The sequence below is a fragment of the Actinophytocola sp. genome, assembly GCF_035942955.1.
GTDB lineage: Bacteria > Actinomycetota > Actinomycetes > Mycobacteriales > Pseudonocardiaceae > DASYTH01.
The window spans coordinates 38,935-55,282 of the sequence record NZ_DASZCQ010000049.1 but is presented as its reverse complement, the minus strand read 5'-3'; the positions used below and the strand labels follow the sequence as shown (position 1 = coordinate 55,282).

Here is a 16,348-nt window from a genome sequence, read left to right as displayed (position 1 = left end):
GGGTGGGGTGGATGGTCGGGTTGCCTTGGCGGGGGAAGCTCAGTTCCAAGGGTGGGCGCGGGTTTGGGTGGGTGGTCAGGTTGCCTTGGCGGGCACCGGTCGGCGGGTGGGGCGGTGGTTTAGGCGGGTGGTCGGGTTGCGGCGACGGGCCGCCGGTCCGGGGCGGGGCGCAGGGTTTAGGCGGGTGGTCGGGTTGCCTTGGCGGGCACCGGTTCCGGGGGTGGGGTGGATGGTCGGGTTGCGGTGGCGACTGGCGGCTCCGGGTGGGGCGCGGGGTGGGGTGGATGGTCGGTTGCGGCGGCCGCTGCCGGTTGGCCTTGGGGCGCGAGGTGGGGTGGCAGGTTAGGTTGGCTTGGCGGGCGCCGGTTCCGAAGCGAGCGGGGTCATGGGTCCTTCAGCCGTGGGTGCGGCCGGGCCCTGGCGGTGCCGCGGTCGGTCGTCAGCTCCGCGGCCAGGGCCCGGCCGGGGTCGGTCAGCCGGTAGAGATGCCGGGGCGGCCGGCCGGGTGGGGCGTCGGTCTCCCACGCGGTCTCCAGTAGGCCGCGGTCGGCCAGCCGCGTCAGGATCGGGTACATGGAGCCGGCTTTGAGGACGAGTTGTTGGCACAGTTCGTAGCCGTAGCGCCAGGTGGTCGGGGAAGCCGCGAGGGCGAGGAGCACCGCCGTGGTCTGCGCCGAGGGGCGCCGGGAGCGGGGCACGGAGCATAAGTCTATATAGCAAGAGTTAGGGCGTCCGCGGTTCGGCGGCGACCGTTACCCTCCCGTAGGTCCCCACCCCCGAAGCGGAGGAGCGTGCGGTGTCCGTGCTCAAGGGCTTCAAGGAATTCATCATGCGCGGCAATGTGATCGACCTTGCCGTGGCCGTGATCATCGGCAATGCGTTCACGGCGGTCGTGAACTCCGTGGCGAACAGCCTGATCAACCCGCTGATCGCCTCGTTCGGCGGGAATCGTGAGATCGGGTTGGCCGTGAAGCTTATCGAGAGCAATGACAAGAGCGTGCTGGACTTCGGCGCGGTGCTCACCGCGTTGATCAACTTTCTGATCATCGCGGCGGTGGTCTACTTCATGATCATGATGCCGGTGCGGAAGGTCCTCGAGCGCCGGCGGCGTGGCGAGGAGCCGCCGCCGCCAGAGCCGACCGACGTCGAGCTGCTCACCGAGATCAGGGATCTGCTGCGCCAGCAGCAGACCCGGGGTCAGGCGCCGTGATGGGGCGGGCGATTCTGTTCGTACCAGTCGTCGTCGGAGCGGGGTGGCTCGGGGTCGCGCTCGTCGGAGGTGGTGGTCGGGAGCACCTCGCCGAAGATCTCGTCGAGGTCGGGGCGGCGCGGCCGCGGCCGGGGGCGGGCGGGCTCGTCGGTCACCGGCTCATCTCGTCCAAACCGGACAACTCGCCGATGACGTAGGGCACCAGCGAGGACAGGGTGGCCATGCCGTCGCGCACGGCCGCGCGGGAGCCGGCGAGGTTGACCACGAGCGTGCTGCCCGAGACGCCGACCAGGCCGCGGGAGATGCCGGCGTCGACCGCGCCGGCGGCAAGGCCGGACGAGCGCAGGGCCTCGGCGATGCCCGGGATGGGGCGGTCGAGCACGCCCTGGGTGGCGTCCGGGGTGACGTCCCGAGGGGACACGCCGGTGCCGCCGACGGTCACCACGAGGTCGGCGCCGCCGATCACCGCGGTGTTCAGGGCGTTGCGGATGTCCACCGTCTCCCCCGCGACCGACACCACGCCGTCGACGATGAAGCCCGCCTCCTCAAGCAGCTCGACGACCAGCGGGCCGACCGTGTCGTCGTGCTCCCCATGCGCCACCTTGTCGTCCACGATCACGATCAGAGCCCGGCCGAGCCGCTGCGCGCTGCGTTCCATGCCGCCCACCGTAGCGGCCCGCCGAACTCGGCGAATCTGACGGTTCGATGACGGCACGCAACCGGGTCTCGGCACGATCAACACCGGCGGCCTAGCGTCGTCGGCATGCGTGTGCTGGTCACGGGTGGGGCCGGGTTCATCGGCTCGCACGCCGCCGACGCCCTTGCCGACCGCGGACATCATCCGGTGCTGCTGGACAACCTGCTGCCCAAGGCGCACGGGACGGCGGCTCCGGAGTGGAGCGACCGGCACGAGCTGATCGTCGGCGATCTTCGCGACCCCGACCTGCTCGCCGGCGTGCTGCGCGGAGTGGACGCGGTGTGCCACCAGGCCGCCATGGTGGGGCACGGGCTCGACCCGTCCGACGCGCCGGAGTACGTGCGGCACAACGACTACGGCACCGCCGTGCTGCTGTCGGCCATGCACGCGGCCGGGATCGGCCGGCTGGTGCTGGCCTCGTCGATGGTCGTCTACGGCGAGGGGCGGTACGCGTGCCCGGCGCACGGCGTGGTGCGGGCCGCGCCCCGGCAGGCCGAGGACATCGAGGCCGGGCGGTTCGAGCCGCGGTGCCCCCGGTGCGGCGCCGAGCTGTCGCCGGGGCTCGTTGCCGAGGACGCGCCGATCGACCCGCGCAGCACGTACGCGGCGACCAAGGCGGCCAAGGAGCACCTGGCGTCGGCATGGGCGCGGCAGACCGGCGGCGAGGTGTGGGCGCTGCGCTACCACAACGTGTACGGGCCCCGGATGCCGCGCGACACCCCGTACGCGGGGGTGGCGTCGCTGTTCCGGTCGGCCCTGCGGCGCGGGGAGGCGCCCGTCGTGCTCGAGGACGGCCGGCAGCGCCGCGACTTCGTGCACGTGTCGGACGTGGCGGCGGCCAACGTGCTCGCCGTGGAGACGGCCGGCGTGCCGGGGTCGATGATCCCGGTCAACATCTGCTCCGGCGAGCCGCACACGGTCGGCGAGCTGGCCGCGGCGCTGGCCGCCGCGTGCGGCGGGCCCGAGCCGCGGGTGGTCGGCGGCGCCCGCCCCGGCGACGTGCGGCACGTGGTCGCCGACCCCGCCAACGCCCGCAGCCTGCTCGGCTTCCGCGCCGCCGTCCGGTTCGCCGACGGCGTGGCGGCGTTCGCCACCGACCCGCTGCGCGAGCCCGCCGCGCTCGGCTGACCGCGGCTCAGACGGGGGCGAGGGGCAGCCGGACCTCGAACCGGCAGCCGGGGCCGTGGTTGTGCGCGCCGATGCGGCCGCGGTGGGCCTCGACCAGACCCTTGGCGATGGCCAGGCCGAGGCCGGCGCTGGCCGGCTCGTCGCGGCCGGTGGCCGGGGTGCGGGCGGAGGTGCCGCGGTAGGCCACGTCGAACACGCGGGACAGCTCGTGCTCCGGGATGCCGCCGCAACCGTCCTCGACGGCCAGCACGGCCTCGCCGCCGTCCACCCCGATCTGCACGGCGACCGTGCCGTCCGGCGGGGTGTGCCGGATCGCGTTGGACACCAGGTTGCGCACGATCCGGGCGAGCTCGGGGTCGCTGCCGAGCACCACCGGCCAGGTCTCGGCGTTGGCCCGCACCGTGACCCGCTTGCGCTGCGCCACCGGGGTTTGCGCCACGAGGGCGTCGGCGACCACGTCCTGCAGCGGCACGGCGGACATCGTCAGCTGCAACGCGCCCGCGGTGATCCGGGACAGCTCGAACAGGTCGTCCACCATGCCGGACAGCCGCCTGGTCTCGTTGCCGATCCGGTGGGCGTAGAAGGCCACGTCCCTGGGCGCGGAGACCACCCCGTCGGCCAGCGCCTCGGCCATGGCCCGGATGCCGGCCAGCGGGGTGCGCAGGTCATGGCTGATCCAGGCGACCAGCTCCCGGCGCGAGGCCTCGGCGGTCCGCTCGCGGTCGCGCGCCTCCCGTTCCCAGACGCTGCGCCGGGCGATGATCCGGCCGAGCAGCACCGCCACCGGCACGGTGATCAGCGCGGTCATCAGGCAGACCAGCAGCATGGTGGTCAGCGTGGTGTTGAACATGAAGCCGCTGACGCCGAGCACCCCGGAGACCGTCGCGGCCACCGGGATGAGCACGAGCAGGGTCATGCTGGTGGCCAGCGATCCCTTGCGCAGCAGGTAAAGCAGCCCCACCCCGAGCGCGATCACCGGCGCCGTCAGGGCCAGCACGAACGGCAGCATGTGCCAGGCGTGCAGCAGCATCGCGCTCAGCGGCTCGTCCGACTCGATCACCCCGGGCTGCTGCTCAGCCAGCGCGTTCATAGCGGTACCCCAATCCCCACACGGTGACGATCCGGCTCGGCTTCGCGGGGGTCTTCTCGATCTTCTCGCGCAACCGTCGCACATGGACGGTCACAGTGGACTGGTCGCCGAAGTCCCAGCCCCACACCTTTTCCAGCAGCTGCTCCCGGGTGAAGGCCTCGCCCGGGTGCGACATGAAGAACAGCAGCAGGTCGAACTCGCGGGTGGTCAGCGCCAGCTCGGCGCCGCGCAGGCTGGCCCGGTGCGCGGCGACGTCGACGGCCAGGTCGCCGTCGACCAGCCGACGCGGACCGGCCATGGGTGGCTTCGCGCTGGCGCGGCGCAGCACCGACGACACCCGCAGCGCCAGCTCGCGCGGGCTGAACGGCTTGGAGACGTAGTCGTCCGCGCCGAGCTGCAGGCCGGCGATCCGGTTCTCCTCCTCGCCAAGCGCGGTCAGCATGACCACCGGGATCGTGCTGTGCTGCCGCAGCCGCCGGCACACCTCCAGCCCGTCGATGCCCGGCAGCATCAGGTCGAGCACCACCAGGTCCGGATGGTTCTCGCCGATCCAGCGCAGCGCGTCCTCCCCGTTGTCGGCCAGGGCGACCTGGTGCCCGTCGAGCTCCAGGTACCTGCGGACGACGTCGCGCACGGTCAGGTCGTCGTCGACGACGAGCACTCGGGTCATGCCATCACCAGTTTGTGAGCAGGACGTGGTTCATTACCAGGGCGACGGCCGCTCCCGCGGCGAGCCAGCCCCGCCTGGTGGTGGCCGGGAGCAGGGCGGCCGCGGCCACCAGCCAGACCGCGAAGGGTAGCCAGATCCGCTCCACCTCCGCCTTGGACAGGCCGGAGACGGTCGCGGCGAGCACGGCCAGCGCCGCGCCGCGGACCACGGCGAGCACCGGATAAGTGTCGTCGACCGCCCGCCCGCCGGGTAGTCCCGCGGTCAGGCGCGGCGCCGCCCGCCGCAGTCCGGCCGCCGCCGCGGGACCCGTGGCCAGCACCAGGCAGGCGAGGTCGGCCCATACCCAGTAGTGGTACGGGCGCGCGTTGGCGATGCCCTGGTAGTACCGCTCGACGACGAGCCGGTATCCGTCCAGCCACCAGAACCCGGCCAGCGCGAACGCCGCCACCACGGCGAGCGCGCCGAGCACCGCCAGCACGAACGCCGCCCGGCTCCGGACGGCCAAGACGACGGCCAGCGCGATCGAGCCGATCAGGATCAGGCCGTAGGACAGGAAGATCCCGAAGCCGAGCAGCACCCCGCCGGCGACGCAACCGGCGACTCCGCGCCGCCGCCCGTCCCGCAGCGCGCTCGCACCGAGCGCCAGCAGGGCCACACCGGTCGCGGTGACCCCGGTGAACAGGGCGTCGGCCGAGACGCCGAGCCAGACCGCGCCGGGCAGCAGCGCCACGAACGGCAGCGCGGCCCGAGCCAGGTCGCGGCCGCCGAGCGCGGAGACGGTCACCGGGACGGCCACCGCGGCCGCGCCGCCCACCAGGATGCAGACCACGGCCGCCCACCCGCCGCCGGACAGCCCGATCCGGTCCAGCCACACGAAAACCAGCGTCGCGCCCGGCGGATGCCCGGCCACGTGGGTGATCCACGAGTCCGGCTGCCAGTCCAGGATGCGGCCGGAGAACGTGCGCAGCATCGCCGGGATGTCGGTGATCCCCGGCACCGCGGCGAGGTACTCGTCCGGCGAGCTGAGCTGCCCGGCCGCCCCGCGCCGCCAGCCGTCCACCAGGACAAGGGCGAACGTCCACGCCACGGCCAGCAGGTACCCGGCGGCCAGGGCCACGCGCCAGGACAGCCGCGCGGCAAGGCCGGGGCCCCAGGCCACCGCCGCCACCGCGATCATGATGGCCGGCGGGGTGCCGGGTCCGACGTGTGGCGCAAGCTCGCCGAGGATCGGCCACTCGCCGAAGGTGTCGGCCGCGCCGGGAAAGTGCGGATCGCCGTGCAGCGTGACGTCGAGGACGAGCCCTACCGCGGCGGCGATCGCGACCAGACCGAGCGCGGCGCCGCCGGCGATCAGGTCGGCGCGACGCTCCCGCTTCGGGCGCGCTGCGGCCTCGACCGGCCGGGTGGACAGGAGGGACACCAGCGGACGGTAGCCCGGTCCGGCGGGCTTCGCTCAACGGCGCGGCGTTCTGTCAGAACTCCGTAATGACTGCGGACTCGTCATATTTTGGTAAGCGCCGCAACGGTTCTGCGAGTGTCCGCCGTGGACCTAGCGTGGCCGTATGGATCACGTGGACGTGGTGCTGCCCTGTCTGGACGAGGCAGCCGCATTGCCGGGGGTGCTGGCCGCGCTGCCGGCCGGGTACCGGGCGATCGTGGTGGACAACGGATCCACCGACGGTTCGCCGGAGATCGCGGCCGCGCACGGGGCGACGGTGGTGCACGAGCCGCGCCGGGGGTACGGGGCCGCGGTGCACACCGGTCTTGAGCGGGCCGGCACGGAGATCGTCTGCTTCCTCGACGCGGACGGCTCGCTCGACCCGGGTGAGCTGCCCGAGCTGGTCGCGCCGGTCGCCGGTGGCCTTGCCCGGCTCGCGGTCGGCCGCCGGGTGCCGGTCGGGCGGGGGGTGTGGCCGTGGCACGCAAGGGCCGGAAACCTCGTGCTGGCAACGATTCTGCGCCGGCGCGGGCTGCACGTGTCGGACATCGCGCCGATGCGCGCCGCCCGCCGGGTCGACCTGCTCGAGCTCGGCGTGCGCGACCGTGCCTTCGGCTACCCGCTCGAGCTGCTGCTGCGTGCCGCCGCCGCGCGCTGGCCGGTGGTCGAGCTGGACGTCGCGTACCGGCCGCGTACCGCGGGGACGAGATCCAAGGTCTCCGGCTCGGTGCGCGGCACCCTACGCGCGGTCCGGGACATGGCCGGGGTGCTGCGGTGACCGTCCTGCTGGTGGTCGCCAAGGCACCGGTCGCCGGGTTGGCCAAGACCCGGCTGAGCCCCGCGGTCGGCGCGCGGCGGGCGGCCAGGATCGCCGCGGCCGCGCTGCTGGACACGCTCGACGCCGTGCTGGCTACCCCGGGCGTGGTACCCGTGGTGGCCATGGTCGGCGACCCGGCCCGCGCCGAGCTGGCCGGCGAGCTGGCCGCGGCGCTGGCCGCGTGCACCGTCATTCCCCAGCGCGGCAACGACTTCGCCGACCGGCTGGCCAACGCGCACGCCGACGTCGTCCCGTTGGGACGGTCGGTGCTGCAGATCGGGATGGACACCCCGCAGGTGAGCCCCGCCCTGCTGGCCGAGTCGATCGACCGGCTGCACGCGCCGGGTGTGGACGCCGTGCTCGGCCCGGCCACCGACGGCGGCTGGTGGGCCGTCGGGCTGCGCTCGCCCGCCGACGCCCGGGTGCTCCGCTCGGTGCCGATGTCGCGTTCGGACACCGGGGAACGCACGCGGTCGGCGCTCGCCGCGGCGGGCCTGTCCGTGCGCCCGCTGCCCGAGCTGTCCGATGTAGACACCATGGCCGATGCCGACGCCGTTGCGGCATCGGTGCCCGGCGGCCGGTTCGCCGCCGAGGTGGCGCGGTGCGGCGTGCCGTCGGGAGCGCGGGCATGAGGCGCACCGCGTTCGAACCGGGCCTGCTCGGCCACACCTGCTGGCTGGAGTTGGCCACCGGAGAACTGATCGTGCTCCCGGTCAACCGCTGGCGGTCCGAGCCGGAGGGTGGCGACGAGCTGCTGCTGGGCCGCTGCACCGGGCCGACCCTGGACGTCGGCTGCGGGCCGGGACGGCTCACCTGCGCACTTGTCCGCCGGGGTGTGGTCGCGCTCGGCGTGGACGTCTCGCCGGTCGCCGTGCGGCTCACGGTCGCACGCGGCGCGCCGGCGATCCGCCGGGACGTGTTCGACCGGGTGCCCGGCGCGGGCCGGTGGCGGCACGCCCTGCTGGCCGACGGCAACATCGGCATCGGCGGCGATCCGGTGCGGCTGCTGCGCCGGCTCGGCGAGCTGCTGCGCTCCGACGGCACGGCCCTTGTCGAGCTCGACGCGCCGGGCGTGGGCCTGCGGCTAGACCGGGTCCGGGTGGCCGGCGACGACGAGTGGTTCCCGTGGGCCCGGCTGGGCGCCGACGCCATCGCGGAGACGGCCGCGGCGGCCGGTATGTCCACCCGGTGGGTGCGCGCGCACGGCCAGCGCTGGTTCACCGAGCTGGGCCGGTCATGATTCCCCGCGTTCCCAAGGAGTCCGACTTCCGCGGCGCCGCGCACGACGAGCGGGTCGCGTCCCGGGTCGGGCTGTGGCTGGGCATCGCGTTCGCCGTCTGCTTCCTCACCGGGCTGATCAGCCACGCCATCCAGCACCCGCCGTCGTGGTTCTTCTGGCCCAGCCGTCCGGTGAACCTGTACCGGATCAACCAGGGTCTGCACGTGCTCGCCGGAGTGGCCGCGATCCCCTTGCTGCTGGCCAAGCTCTGGAGCGTCTACCCCAGACTGTTCGGCCGGCCGGTGGTGCGCTCGCTGCCGCACGCGCTGGAGCGGGCGTCGATCCTGGTGCTGTCCGGGGCGGCGTTCTTCGAGCTGGCCACCGGCATCCTCAACTCGGCGCAGAACTACCTGTGGGGCTTCTACTTCCCCACCGCGCACTACGCGGTCGCCTGGGTCGCGATCGGATCGGTGCTGCTGCACGTCGCGGTGAAGCTGCCGGTGATCCGCCGCGGCCTGACCCGGCCGGGTCCCGAGCCCGCAGGCGCGGGCGCGCTGTCCCGGCGCGCCTTCCTGCGCACCACGTGGCTGGCGGCCGGCGGCGCGGTCGTGGTGACCGCGGGTGCCACGGTTCCCTTGCTGCGCAACGTCTCCCCGCTGTCCTGGCGCACGGGCAACGGTCCGCAGGGCCTCCCGGTCAACCGGTCGGCCGAGGCGGCCGGCGTGCTCGACACCGCACGCGATCCCGGCTGGCGCTTGGAAGTCGTTACCCCACAAGGGACAACCAGCCTCACGCTGGACGATCTGGCCGCGCTGCCCCAGGTCACGGCCGAGCTGCCGATCGCCTGCGTCGAGGGCTGGAGCCAGTCGGCGACCTGGACCGGGGTGCGCGTCGCCGACCTGCCCGGCCTGCGGGGCGCGGAGGTTCGGGTGACCTCCTTGGAGCGCAACGGTTTGTACGCCACCAGCGTGCTGCCCGTCGAGCACACCGCCGACCCGCGGACGCTGCTGGCGTTGCGGCTCAACGGCGAGGTGCTCGGGCTGGACCACGGGTTCCCGTGCCGGATCATCGCGCCGAACCGGCCAGGCGTGCTGCAGACCAAGTGGGTGCGCCGGCTGGAGGCCCGATGAGGACGCTGTTCGCCGTCGCCGGGCTGACCGCGCTGGCCTGGGGCGCCTGGCTGGCCTGGGACTTCGCCACGGCCTCGGCCCGGGACGGCCTGCAGGCGCTGGCCTGGTTCGTCGGCGGGCCGGTCGCCCACGACGCGATCCTCGCGCCGGCGGTGGGTGTCGCCGGCCTGCTGATCGCCCGCGGGCTGCCGCGCGCGTGGCGGGCGCCGGTGGCGGTCGGCGGGGTGCTCAGCGGAGTGCTCGCGCTGCTCGCGATTCCCTTGCTGTGGCGGCCGGTAGGGGTTCCGGCCAACCCCGGCCTGCACGACGCCGACTATGTTCCCCGCCTTCTGATCACCCTCGGGGTGGTCTGGCTCGGCGTGCTCATCGCCGGACTGACAGGGAGCCGCACGCGGGCGGGCGAGGGGTGAAACCGTCCGCGTGCGGCTCCGCTTTAGAGCCCCGCCTGGAGCTCTGCCGGCTCGGGGGCATCGAGCCGGGGTTGGTCTCGGCCGCCTCCTGCGGCCGAGCGTCTTAATCCTCAGTTCGGTTCGACCGGTTGTCCAGCAAGAATTACGTCAACGGTCCGGGATCCGTCGGCCAGGACCAATTTGACCGAGTCGCCCGGTGCGTGTGCGCGAACGGCGGCGACGAGGGCGTCCGATGTGTCGATCCGGCGATCGTCCAATCGGGTGACGACGTCGCCCTCCTTGAGGCCGGCCTTGGCGGCGGGCCCGTCCGGGGTGACGCTCATGATGCGGGCGCCGCCCTGCGGGTTGTCGTTGACGCTGACGCCGAGGACGGTCTGGGTGGCCTTGCCGGTCTTGACGATCTCGTCGGCGGTGCGCCGAGCCTGGTCGATCGGAATGGCGAAGCCGATGCCGACCGAGCCGGCGCCCTCGCCGGAGGCGCGCGGGCTGTAGATGGCCGAGTTGATGCCCACCACGCGGCCCTGCAGATCGATCAGCGGGCCGCCGGAGTTGCCCGGGTTGATCGCGGCGTCGGTCTGGATCGCGTCGAGCACCGTGGCCTGGTCGCCCCGGTCGCCGCCGGCCCTGGTGGGCCGGTGCAGCGAGCTGATGATGCCGGACGTGACCGTGCCGCTGAGCTCGAACGGCGAGCCGATCGCCACCACGCCCTGGCCGATCCGCAGGTCGTCGGAGCGGCCGAGCTCGACGACCGGCACGCCGCTGACGCCCTGCGCCTTGACCACGGCCACGTCCGAGTTGGGGTCGCGGCCGACGATCGTGGCCCGTGCCGTCTTGCCGTCCTGGAACACGGCCACGATCTGACCGCCCTGCGCCGCGCCCTCGACCACGTGGTTGTTGGTGACGATCAACCCGTCCGAGCTGATCGCGAAGCCGGAACCCTCCCCTGCCGAGGACCGACTCTGCACCTGCAGCTGGACGACGCTGGGCAGCACCCGCTCGGCCGCGGCCTCGACCGACCCGGCCGGGGCCGCCCCGGTCTGCCGGGCCGGCGGCGCCTGGTTGAGCGCGTTGGGCGCGGCGGGACCGGCCGTGCGGGAGTCGGCCACCAGGTAGCCGCCTGCGGCTCCCGCTGCTCCCCCGACGAGCAGCGCGAGCACGGTCACCCCGGCGACGATCCCACCGCCCCTGCGGCCCGGCTCCGGCCCGGGCTGCGGGGGAATCTGCTGATAGGTCGGCGGCTGGTACTGCGGCGGCAGCTGGTACCCCGACGTGGCGCCCGGCTGGTCGGAGCTTCCCGCGAACGCGGAGCCGAACAGCACACGCTCCCCCGGAGCCGGCTCGTTGGGAACCCCGCCCGGCTTGTCCTCGGTCATGTCACCACCATGGCGCCGTGGGCTGAGAACCGCCTGAGATCAACCTGTGCAATCCCAGAGGGTTATTAGCCAGCCGGCACCGTGGCTAAACCCCGCTGTCGGCAACGGTTCTCGCGATGATCAACTCACCGACCCGGTCGGCAAGCAGCTCGCGGGCGTCGTCGGCGATGCCGTCGTCGGTGACCAGCACGTGCGCCTCGTCCAGGTCGGCGATCGTGGAGATGCCGACCACGCCCCACTTGGTGTGGTCGGCGAGCACCACGAGCCGGCGGCCGGCCTCGACGAGGGCGCGGTCGGTCTCGCTCTCGTTGAGGTTGGGCGTGGTGAAGCCGGGTCCGTCGGCCATCCCGTGCACGCCGAGGAACACCACGTCCAGGTGCAGCGAGCGCAGCGTCTGCACGGCCACCGGCCCGACCAGCGCGTCCGACGGGGTGCGCACGCCGCCGGTGAGCACCACCGTGCGGTCGGTCCGCCCGGACCGCTGCAGCGCGTCGGCCACCCGGATCGAGTTGGTGACCACGGTCAGCTCCGGCACGTCGTCGAGGAACCGGGCGAACGTCCAGGTGGTCGTGCCGGCGGAGACGCCGATCGCGGTGCCCGGCCGGATCAGCCCGGCGGCCCGCGCGCAGATCGCCTCCTTCTGCGGCAGCGCCCGGACCGACTTCGCCTCGAAGCCCGGCTCCTCGGTGCTGCGCCCCACGACCGACGTCGCGCCGCCGTAGACCTTCTCCACCAGGCCGCGCTTGGCGAGCACGTCGAGGTCGCGGCGCACGGTCATGTCGGACACGCCCAGCCGGCCGACCAGCGCGTGCACCTGGACGGCGCCCGTGCGGCGAATCTCGTCGAGAATCAGCTCCTGACGCTGCCGGGCTAGCACGAACAAAAGACTACACAGTCGAACGCTCAATCTTGTGCTATTCCGGGCTGCCCGGCAGCCACATGGTGAACAGCGCGCCGCCGTCCGGCGCCCGGCCGGCGAGCACCTGACCGCCGTGCCGCACCGCGGCCTGCTTGACGATGGCCAGGCCCAGCCCGGAGCCGGGCAGCGTGCGCGCCTCCTGCGAGCGGTAGAACCGGTCGAACACCCGCGGCAGGTCCTCGTCGGCGATCCCCGGACCCTGGTCGGCCACCTCGAGCACGGCGAACCCGTCGCCGGTCGCGCCGAGCCGGACCCGGACCGTGCCGCCCGGCGGGCTGAACTTGATCGCGTTGTCCAGCAGGTTGAGCACCGCCCGCTCCAGCGCGGGGCCGTCGCCGATCAGCCGCCACGGCCGGACCTGCACGTCGAAGTGGACGTCGCCGGCGCGCCGCCGGGCCCGGTCCAGCGCCTGCTCGACCACCTCGTTGAGCTCGACCGGCTCCCAGGTGGTCTGCTCGGCGTCCTCGCGGGCCAGCTCGACGAGGTCGCCGATCAGCGTGGTCAGCTCGTCGAGCTGCGCGCGCAGGTCCCGGTGGATCTCCGCCTTGTCCTGTTCGGACAGTGAGGGCGCGTTCGGCGCCTCGGCCGCGAGCAGCAGCTCCAGGTTGGTGCGCAAGGAGGTCAGCGGGGTGCGCAGCTCGTGGCCGGCGTCGGCGACCAGCCGGCGCTGGTGCTCCTGCGCCTCGGCGACCGCGCCGAGCATGGTGTTGAAGCTCTGCGTGAGCCGGGCCAGCTCGTCGTCCCCGGAGACCGGGATCGGCCGCAGGTCACCGGTTCTGGCCACCCGCTCGGTCGCCCTGGTCAGCCGCAGCACCGGGCGCAGGCTGCCGCGCGCGACGGCGGTTCCGGCCAAGGCGGCCAGCACGATCCCGGCCGCGCCGATCACGACCAGCACGACGGCGAGGTTCTCCAGCAGGTCCCTGGTCGGCCCCAGCGGCTGCGCGATGACCAGGGCGCCGTTGCCGTACCGGACCGCGTACACCCGGCGGTCGGTGGGGGAGTCGGTGCGGATGTGGTCGCGCATCAGTCCCCGCGCCACCCGGACCTCGTCCACGCCGACCGGAGGCTCGCGCTGACCGAGATCGATCAGGTTGTCCCCGGCGCCGTTGATCACGGCGAACTCCACGTCGGTCAGGGACAGCAGGGCCGCCGGGAAGCTGCGATCCGACGTCGCCGCGATGTCGGGGTTCCGCAGCACGTTCTCCGCCCGCACGGCGAGGTTGTCGTCCACCTGCTGGTAGAGGCTCTGGCGGACGGTGACGTACGCGCCGATGGAGACCAGCGCGACCGCGCCCGCGACGCACACCGCGGCCAGCACGGCGACGCGGGTGCGCAGCGAGAAGCGCTGGCGGCGCTCCTCCGCCCAGCGGGTCAGCGTCGTCATTCCATCACCTCGCAAGCTCGGTGATGGCGACCCTGTCGCCTCGTCCCTTGGCCACAGGGCGGTGTTCGACGGTTCGCTCCGCAAGCTCTGCTCACGGGGGCGTCTCGCGCAGGACGTACCCGACGCCGCGGACGGTGTGGATCAGCCGGGGCTCACCGGCCGCCTCGGTCTTGCGGCGCAGGTAGCCGATGTAGACCTCCAGCGCGTTGCCCGAGGTGGGAAAGTCGTAGCCCCACACGTCCTCCAGGATCCGGCCGCGGGTCAGGACCTGCTTCGGGTGCGACAGCAGCAGCTCCAGCAGCGCGAACTCGGTCCTGGTGAGGCTGATCGACCGGTCTCCGCGGCGCACCTCCCGGGTGCCCGGGTCCAGCGCGAGGTCGGCGAACCGCAGCGGGGCGGCGGCGTGCGCGGCGCCGTCCCGCTCGGGAACCGCGCGGCGCAGCAACGCCCGCAGGCGGGCGAGCAGCTCCTCGAGGGCGAACGGCTTGGGCAGGTAGTCGTCGGCCCCCGCGTCCAGCCCGGCCACCCGGTCGGACACCAGGTCGCGCGCGGTGAGCACGAGGATCGGCAGGTCGTCGCCGGTGCCCCGGAGCCGCCGGCACACCTCGAGACCGTCCAGCCGCGGCATCATCACGTCGAGCACCATGGCGTCCGGCCGCGCCGACTCCACGGCCTCCAGCGCCTGCTGGCCGTCGCTGGCCAGCTCGACCTGGTACCCGTTGAACTCCAGCGAGCGCCGGAGCGAGTCCCGCACGGCCCGATCGTCGTCGACAACGAGGATGCGCATGCCGCCAGTGTTCCCCCTGGTCCTAAGACCCGCCTGAGAAGGGGGCGCCGCTCAGAAGGAATCCGCCATGCGGACCGGGTGAGGGGCGCCGGTGAGGGCGTCGAGCAGGGCGGCCGCCTTGAGGTCGCCCTCCAGCAGCCCTGCGCGGCGCAGCATCGCGGAGTCGGCCGAGCCGGCGTACCACGGGCCGAGGGCCCTGGTGTGCAGCCGGACCGCGCCGGATCCGCCGGGCTCGCAGAACACCGCGTCGCCGTCGAACACGATGCGGTGCCGGCCGGCCTGCCACGGGGCGTGCTCGTCGATCACCTCGAGGTCCACCGACAGCGGGCGCATCAGCGCGGTCAGCGGCCAGCCGCGGGCGGCCACCGCGGCGGGAAGGTCGACCACCCGCAGCATCCACGGGTGGTTGCGCACGTCGTGCAGCACCGGCTGGGACAGCAGCAGGTCGCGCACCGCCGGGTCGACCACCCGCAGCGACACGTCGGCAAGGACACCGGCCCAGCTGGCCAGCGACCGCAGCAGCTTGCCGGCCGTGTCGACGTCGTCGGCGATCAGGTCGTAGACGATCAGCCGCTCGCCCTCGGGCCGCTCGGCGGTCAGGTAGCCGCGGATGCCGTCCACCCCGGGCACGAGGTCCACGATGTCCAGCTCGAGGATCTCGTCGAGCTGGAAGGCGGCCGTCGCCCTGTCCAGCATTCCGTCCACTGTGGACGCAAAGGCGAGGTAGCGGTCGTGCAGCGCGGGCAGGTCCGCGGGCCGGGCCGGCCGGATGGTCCGGTGCGCGGTCGGCTTGGGCAGCGTGGCCAGCAGGTCAAGCGGCAGGATCATCCGCTCGTAGACGCCGGTCTGCTCCCAACCCCGGCCGCGGTACAGCGGCGGCGCCGACGGGTAGAGCGCGGAGATCACCTGGCCGGCCTCGCGCAGCCCGGCAAGCGCGCGGTCCAGCAACGCCGACGCCACCCCGCGGCCCCGCGCGTACGGGTCGACCGCGACGCTGGCCAACCCGCCCATCGGCACCGGCCGGCCACCGAAGAACTGGCGGTAGTCCCGGGAGCGCAGGAAGCCGGCCGGGCGGCCGTCCAGCTCGGCGACCAGGCCCCACCAACCCCGGAATCCCTCCGGCGGCCAGTACGGGTTCCCGCCCGGCCGCGGCTCCGGCTCCCGCGGCCCGCCGAACGCGATCCGCCGGATCCGCCACAGCTCCTCGGCGTCCTCTTCCCGGACCTCCCGGACGATCAGATCCGTCATTCCACCACCCGTCCTTTCCGCAAGCCTGCGCGCGACCGAGATCGCTCCGGCAGGGCTTTGGCGACCCTCACCGTGCACAGCCAGCTCATCGGCGCCCTGCCACCGCGATCCCGCGCCTTCGGCCCGGGCGCGCTCGGTGGTCGCCTTGCCGGCCGCGGAGTCATTGGGTTACGCCACCACTTCTGCCGAGAACATGCAGACCAGCTCCATTCCGCCGATCTCGGTGAGGTTGGCGCCGGAGGCCTGCCACTCCGGGGTGCCGAAGGCCGCCTTCATCGCGTCCTTGGACTCGAAGTACAGCTCGGCGATCAGGTATGGCTCGGTCTCGCCGAGGAAGCCCGGCACGAACGTCCGGGTCACCTTGGCGATCTCCTGCCGCAGCAGGCCGGGCACCGCGTCGATCAGCGGCTTGTGGCTGCCGAAGTACTTCTCGTCGAAGTCCGCGGCGTCAGCCGGCTTGCGGTACAGGGCGACATACTTGATCATGCGAGCGCTCCTTCGCGGGGTCACGGTTCCACAAGGCAACATAGTGCCGTGCAGATCATCCTGCTCCGGCACGCGCAGAAGCTCAGCTACGTGGACGAGTTGGCGCACTGCCGCATCCCCGACTCCCTTCGGCTCACCGAGCTGGGCCGGCGGCAGGCGCGGGCGGCCCCGGTGCTGCGCGCGGTGCTCAGCACGTCGAGTCCGACCCCACCCACCCGGACACCGCGCCGGTCGTCTCGCACGGCCTGACCATGCGCCTGCTCTGCCGCCGCATGTGCGCCTGGACCATCGACCTGTTCGAGCCACTGTCCACTCCGGACTGACGTGAGTAACGCGTCATGT

Annotated in this window: 20 protein-coding genes; 8 read left to right on the top strand and 12 right to left on the bottom strand. The window is 73.4% G+C overall.

Annotated elements, in window-relative coordinates:
• Positions 1 to 383: 383 nt before the first annotated feature.
• Positions 384 to 698: a PadR family transcriptional regulator gene (locus tag VGX25_RS05085; protein WP_326916416.1), complete on the bottom strand. Its 315-nt coding sequence runs from the start codon at positions 696 to 698 to the stop codon at positions 384 to 386.
• A gap of 104 nt (positions 699 to 802) precedes the next feature.
• On the opposite strand from VGX25_RS05085, the gene mscL reads away from it, so the two are divergent.
• The gene (gene mscL / locus VGX25_RS05080; protein WP_326916417.1) at positions 803 to 1,210 is read left to right on the top strand and encodes a large-conductance mechanosensitive channel protein MscL; all 408 of its coding nucleotides are present in this window, start codon (positions 803 to 805) and stop codon (positions 1,208 to 1,210) included.
• Here the strand turns inward: mscL and VGX25_RS05075 are convergent.
• Together VGX25_RS05075 and VGX25_RS05070 are read right to left on the bottom strand one after the other, a co-directional pair.
• Positions 1,198 to 1,365: a hypothetical protein gene (locus tag VGX25_RS05075; protein WP_326916415.1), complete on the bottom strand. Its 168-nt coding sequence runs from the start codon at positions 1,363 to 1,365 to the stop codon at positions 1,198 to 1,200. The genes mscL and VGX25_RS05075 overlap by 13 nt on opposite strands.
• Positions 1,362 to 1,868, bottom strand: coding sequence for a molybdenum cofactor biosynthesis protein B (locus VGX25_RS05070; protein WP_326916414.1), 507 nt, complete (start codon positions 1,866 to 1,868; stop codon positions 1,362 to 1,364). The genes VGX25_RS05075 and VGX25_RS05070 overlap by 4 nt, the downstream gene beginning before the upstream one ends.
• Before the next feature lie 105 nt (positions 1,869 to 1,973).
• Here VGX25_RS05070 and VGX25_RS05065 point away from each other — a divergent pair, with 105 nt between their 5' ends.
• The gene (locus VGX25_RS05065) at positions 1,974 to 3,035 is read left to right on the top strand and encodes an NAD-dependent epimerase/dehydratase family protein (protein WP_326916413.1); all 1,062 of its coding nucleotides are present in this window, start codon (positions 1,974 to 1,976) and stop codon (positions 3,033 to 3,035) included.
• Between the two features lie 7 nt (positions 3,036 to 3,042).
• On the opposite strand, the gene VGX25_RS05060 is transcribed toward VGX25_RS05065, so the two are convergent.
• From VGX25_RS05060 to VGX25_RS05050, 3 genes are read right to left on the bottom strand one after another with little or no spacing between them, the layout of a single operon-like run.
• Positions 3,043 to 4,095 (bottom strand): sensor histidine kinase, encoded by a 1,053-nt coding sequence (locus VGX25_RS05060; protein ID WP_414635717.1) that lies wholly within the window; start codon positions 4,093 to 4,095, stop codon positions 3,043 to 3,045.
• Positions 4,096 to 4,108: 13 nt separating this feature from the next.
• Positions 4,109 to 4,795 carry a response regulator transcription factor gene (locus tag VGX25_RS05055; RefSeq protein ID WP_326916411.1) on the bottom strand — a complete coding sequence of 229 codons (687 nt, stop codon included), beginning with the start codon at positions 4,793 to 4,795 and terminating at the stop codon, positions 4,109 to 4,111.
• 4 nt (positions 4,796 to 4,799) lie between these two features.
• Positions 4,800 to 6,218: a hypothetical protein gene (locus VGX25_RS05050; RefSeq protein WP_414635716.1), complete on the bottom strand. Its 1,419-nt coding sequence runs from the start codon at positions 6,216 to 6,218 to the stop codon at positions 4,800 to 4,802.
• Positions 6,219 to 6,357: 139 nt separating this feature from the next.
• On the opposite strand from VGX25_RS05050, the gene VGX25_RS05045 reads away from it, so the two are divergent.
• Genes VGX25_RS05045 through VGX25_RS05025 form a run of 5 tightly spaced genes read left to right on the top strand, consistent with a single transcriptional unit; the run spans position 6,358 to position 9,809 of the window.
• The gene (locus VGX25_RS05045) at positions 6,358 to 7,011 is read left to right on the top strand and encodes a glycosyltransferase family 2 protein (protein ID WP_326916409.1); all 654 of its coding nucleotides are present in this window, start codon (positions 6,358 to 6,360) and stop codon (positions 7,009 to 7,011) included.
• Positions 7,008 to 7,682, top strand: coding sequence for a TIGR04282 family arsenosugar biosynthesis glycosyltransferase (locus tag VGX25_RS05040; RefSeq protein WP_326916408.1), 675 nt, complete (start codon positions 7,008 to 7,010; stop codon positions 7,680 to 7,682). The genes VGX25_RS05045 and VGX25_RS05040 overlap by 4 nt, the downstream gene beginning before the upstream one ends.
• Positions 7,679 to 8,290, top strand: a complete 612-nt coding sequence (locus tag VGX25_RS05035; RefSeq protein ID WP_326916407.1) for a class I SAM-dependent methyltransferase — start codon at positions 7,679 to 7,681, stop codon at positions 8,288 to 8,290. Before VGX25_RS05040 ends, VGX25_RS05035 begins: the two co-directional genes overlap by 4 nt.
• The gene (locus VGX25_RS05030) at positions 8,287 to 9,399 is read left to right on the top strand and encodes a molybdopterin-dependent oxidoreductase (RefSeq protein WP_326916406.1); all 1,113 of its coding nucleotides are present in this window, start codon (positions 8,287 to 8,289) and stop codon (positions 9,397 to 9,399) included. Before VGX25_RS05035 ends, VGX25_RS05030 begins: the two co-directional genes overlap by 4 nt.
• Positions 9,396 to 9,809: a hypothetical protein gene (locus VGX25_RS05025; protein ID WP_326916405.1), complete on the top strand. Its 414-nt coding sequence runs from the start codon at positions 9,396 to 9,398 to the stop codon at positions 9,807 to 9,809. Before VGX25_RS05030 ends, VGX25_RS05025 begins: the two co-directional genes overlap by 4 nt.
• 110 nt (positions 9,810 to 9,919) lie before the next feature.
• On the opposite strand, the gene VGX25_RS05020 is transcribed toward VGX25_RS05025, so the two are convergent.
• The 6 genes from VGX25_RS05020 to VGX25_RS04995 all read right to left on the bottom strand — a co-directional run bounded on the left by VGX25_RS05020 (position 9,920) and on the right by VGX25_RS04995 (position 16,006).
• Entirely contained in the window at positions 9,920 to 11,182 is a 1,263-nt protein-coding gene (locus VGX25_RS05020) for a S1C family serine protease (RefSeq protein WP_326916404.1), read from the bottom strand.
• A gap of 85 nt (positions 11,183 to 11,267) precedes the next feature.
• Positions 11,268 to 12,059 (bottom strand): DeoR/GlpR family DNA-binding transcription regulator, encoded by a 792-nt coding sequence (locus tag VGX25_RS05015; RefSeq protein WP_326916403.1) that lies wholly within the window; start codon positions 12,057 to 12,059, stop codon positions 11,268 to 11,270.
• A gap of 37 nt (positions 12,060 to 12,096) precedes the next feature.
• Positions 12,097 to 13,485, bottom strand: a complete 1,389-nt coding sequence (locus VGX25_RS05010; RefSeq protein WP_326916402.1) for a HAMP domain-containing sensor histidine kinase — start codon at positions 13,483 to 13,485, stop codon at positions 12,097 to 12,099.
• Positions 13,486 to 13,576: 91 nt separating this feature from the next.
• Positions 13,577 to 14,272 (bottom strand): response regulator transcription factor, encoded by a 696-nt coding sequence (locus tag VGX25_RS05005; RefSeq protein ID WP_326916401.1) that lies wholly within the window; start codon positions 14,270 to 14,272, stop codon positions 13,577 to 13,579.
• A 51-nt stretch (positions 14,273 to 14,323) separates the two neighbouring features.
• Positions 14,324 to 15,520, bottom strand: coding sequence for a GNAT family N-acetyltransferase (locus VGX25_RS05000; protein ID WP_326916400.1), 1,197 nt, complete (start codon positions 15,518 to 15,520; stop codon positions 14,324 to 14,326).
• Between the two features lie 168 nt (positions 15,521 to 15,688).
• Positions 15,689 to 16,006, bottom strand: coding sequence for an EthD family reductase (locus VGX25_RS04995; protein ID WP_326916399.1), 318 nt, complete (start codon positions 16,004 to 16,006; stop codon positions 15,689 to 15,691).
• Between the two features lie 48 nt (positions 16,007 to 16,054).
• Between VGX25_RS04995 and VGX25_RS04990 the strand changes: the two genes are divergently transcribed.
• A complete protein-coding gene (locus VGX25_RS04990; RefSeq protein ID WP_326916398.1) occupies positions 16,055 to 16,255 on the top strand; it encodes a hypothetical protein in 201 nt (66 codons plus the stop codon).
• The last annotated feature ends 93 nt before the right edge of the window (positions 16,256 to 16,348 follow it).

What these genes read in the sequence shown, in the direction of transcription:
- VGX25_RS05010 (WP_326916402.1), bottom strand. Translation starts at nt 13,485, where the DNA reads ATGACGACGCTGACCCGCTGGGCGGAGGAGCGCCGCCAGCGCTTCTCG.
- VGX25_RS05000 (WP_326916400.1), bottom strand. Translation starts at nt 15,520, where the DNA reads ATGACGGATCTGATCGTCCGGGAGGTCCGGGAAGAGGACGCCGAGGAG.
- VGX25_RS05070 (WP_326916414.1), bottom strand. Translation starts at nt 1,868, where the DNA reads ATGGAACGCAGCGCGCAGCGGCTCGGCCGGGCTCTGATCGTGATCGTG.
- VGX25_RS05020 (WP_326916404.1), bottom strand. Translation starts at nt 11,182, where the DNA reads ATGACCGAGGACAAGCCGGGCGGGGTTCCCAACGAGCCGGCTCCGGGG.
- VGX25_RS04995 (WP_326916399.1), bottom strand. Translation starts at nt 16,006, where the DNA reads ATGATCAAGTATGTCGCCCTGTACCGCAAGCCGGCTGACGCCGCGGAC.
- VGX25_RS05065 (WP_326916413.1), top strand. Translation starts at nt 1,974, where the DNA reads ATGCGTGTGCTGGTCACGGGTGGGGCCGGGTTCATCGGCTCGCACGCC.
- VGX25_RS05045 (WP_326916409.1), top strand. Translation starts at nt 6,358, where the DNA reads ATGGATCACGTGGACGTGGTGCTGCCCTGTCTGGACGAGGCAGCCGCA.
- VGX25_RS05005 (WP_326916401.1), bottom strand. Translation starts at nt 14,272, where the DNA reads ATGCGCATCCTCGTTGTCGACGACGATCGGGCCGTGCGGGACTCGCTC.
- VGX25_RS05025 (WP_326916405.1), top strand. Translation starts at nt 9,396, where the DNA reads ATGAGGACGCTGTTCGCCGTCGCCGGGCTGACCGCGCTGGCCTGGGGC.
- VGX25_RS05030 (WP_326916406.1), top strand. Translation starts at nt 8,287, where the DNA reads ATGATTCCCCGCGTTCCCAAGGAGTCCGACTTCCGCGGCGCCGCGCAC.
- VGX25_RS05055 (WP_326916411.1), bottom strand. Translation starts at nt 4,795, where the DNA reads ATGACCCGAGTGCTCGTCGTCGACGACGACCTGACCGTGCGCGACGTC.
- VGX25_RS05035 (WP_326916407.1), top strand. Translation starts at nt 7,679, where the DNA reads ATGAGGCGCACCGCGTTCGAACCGGGCCTGCTCGGCCACACCTGCTGG.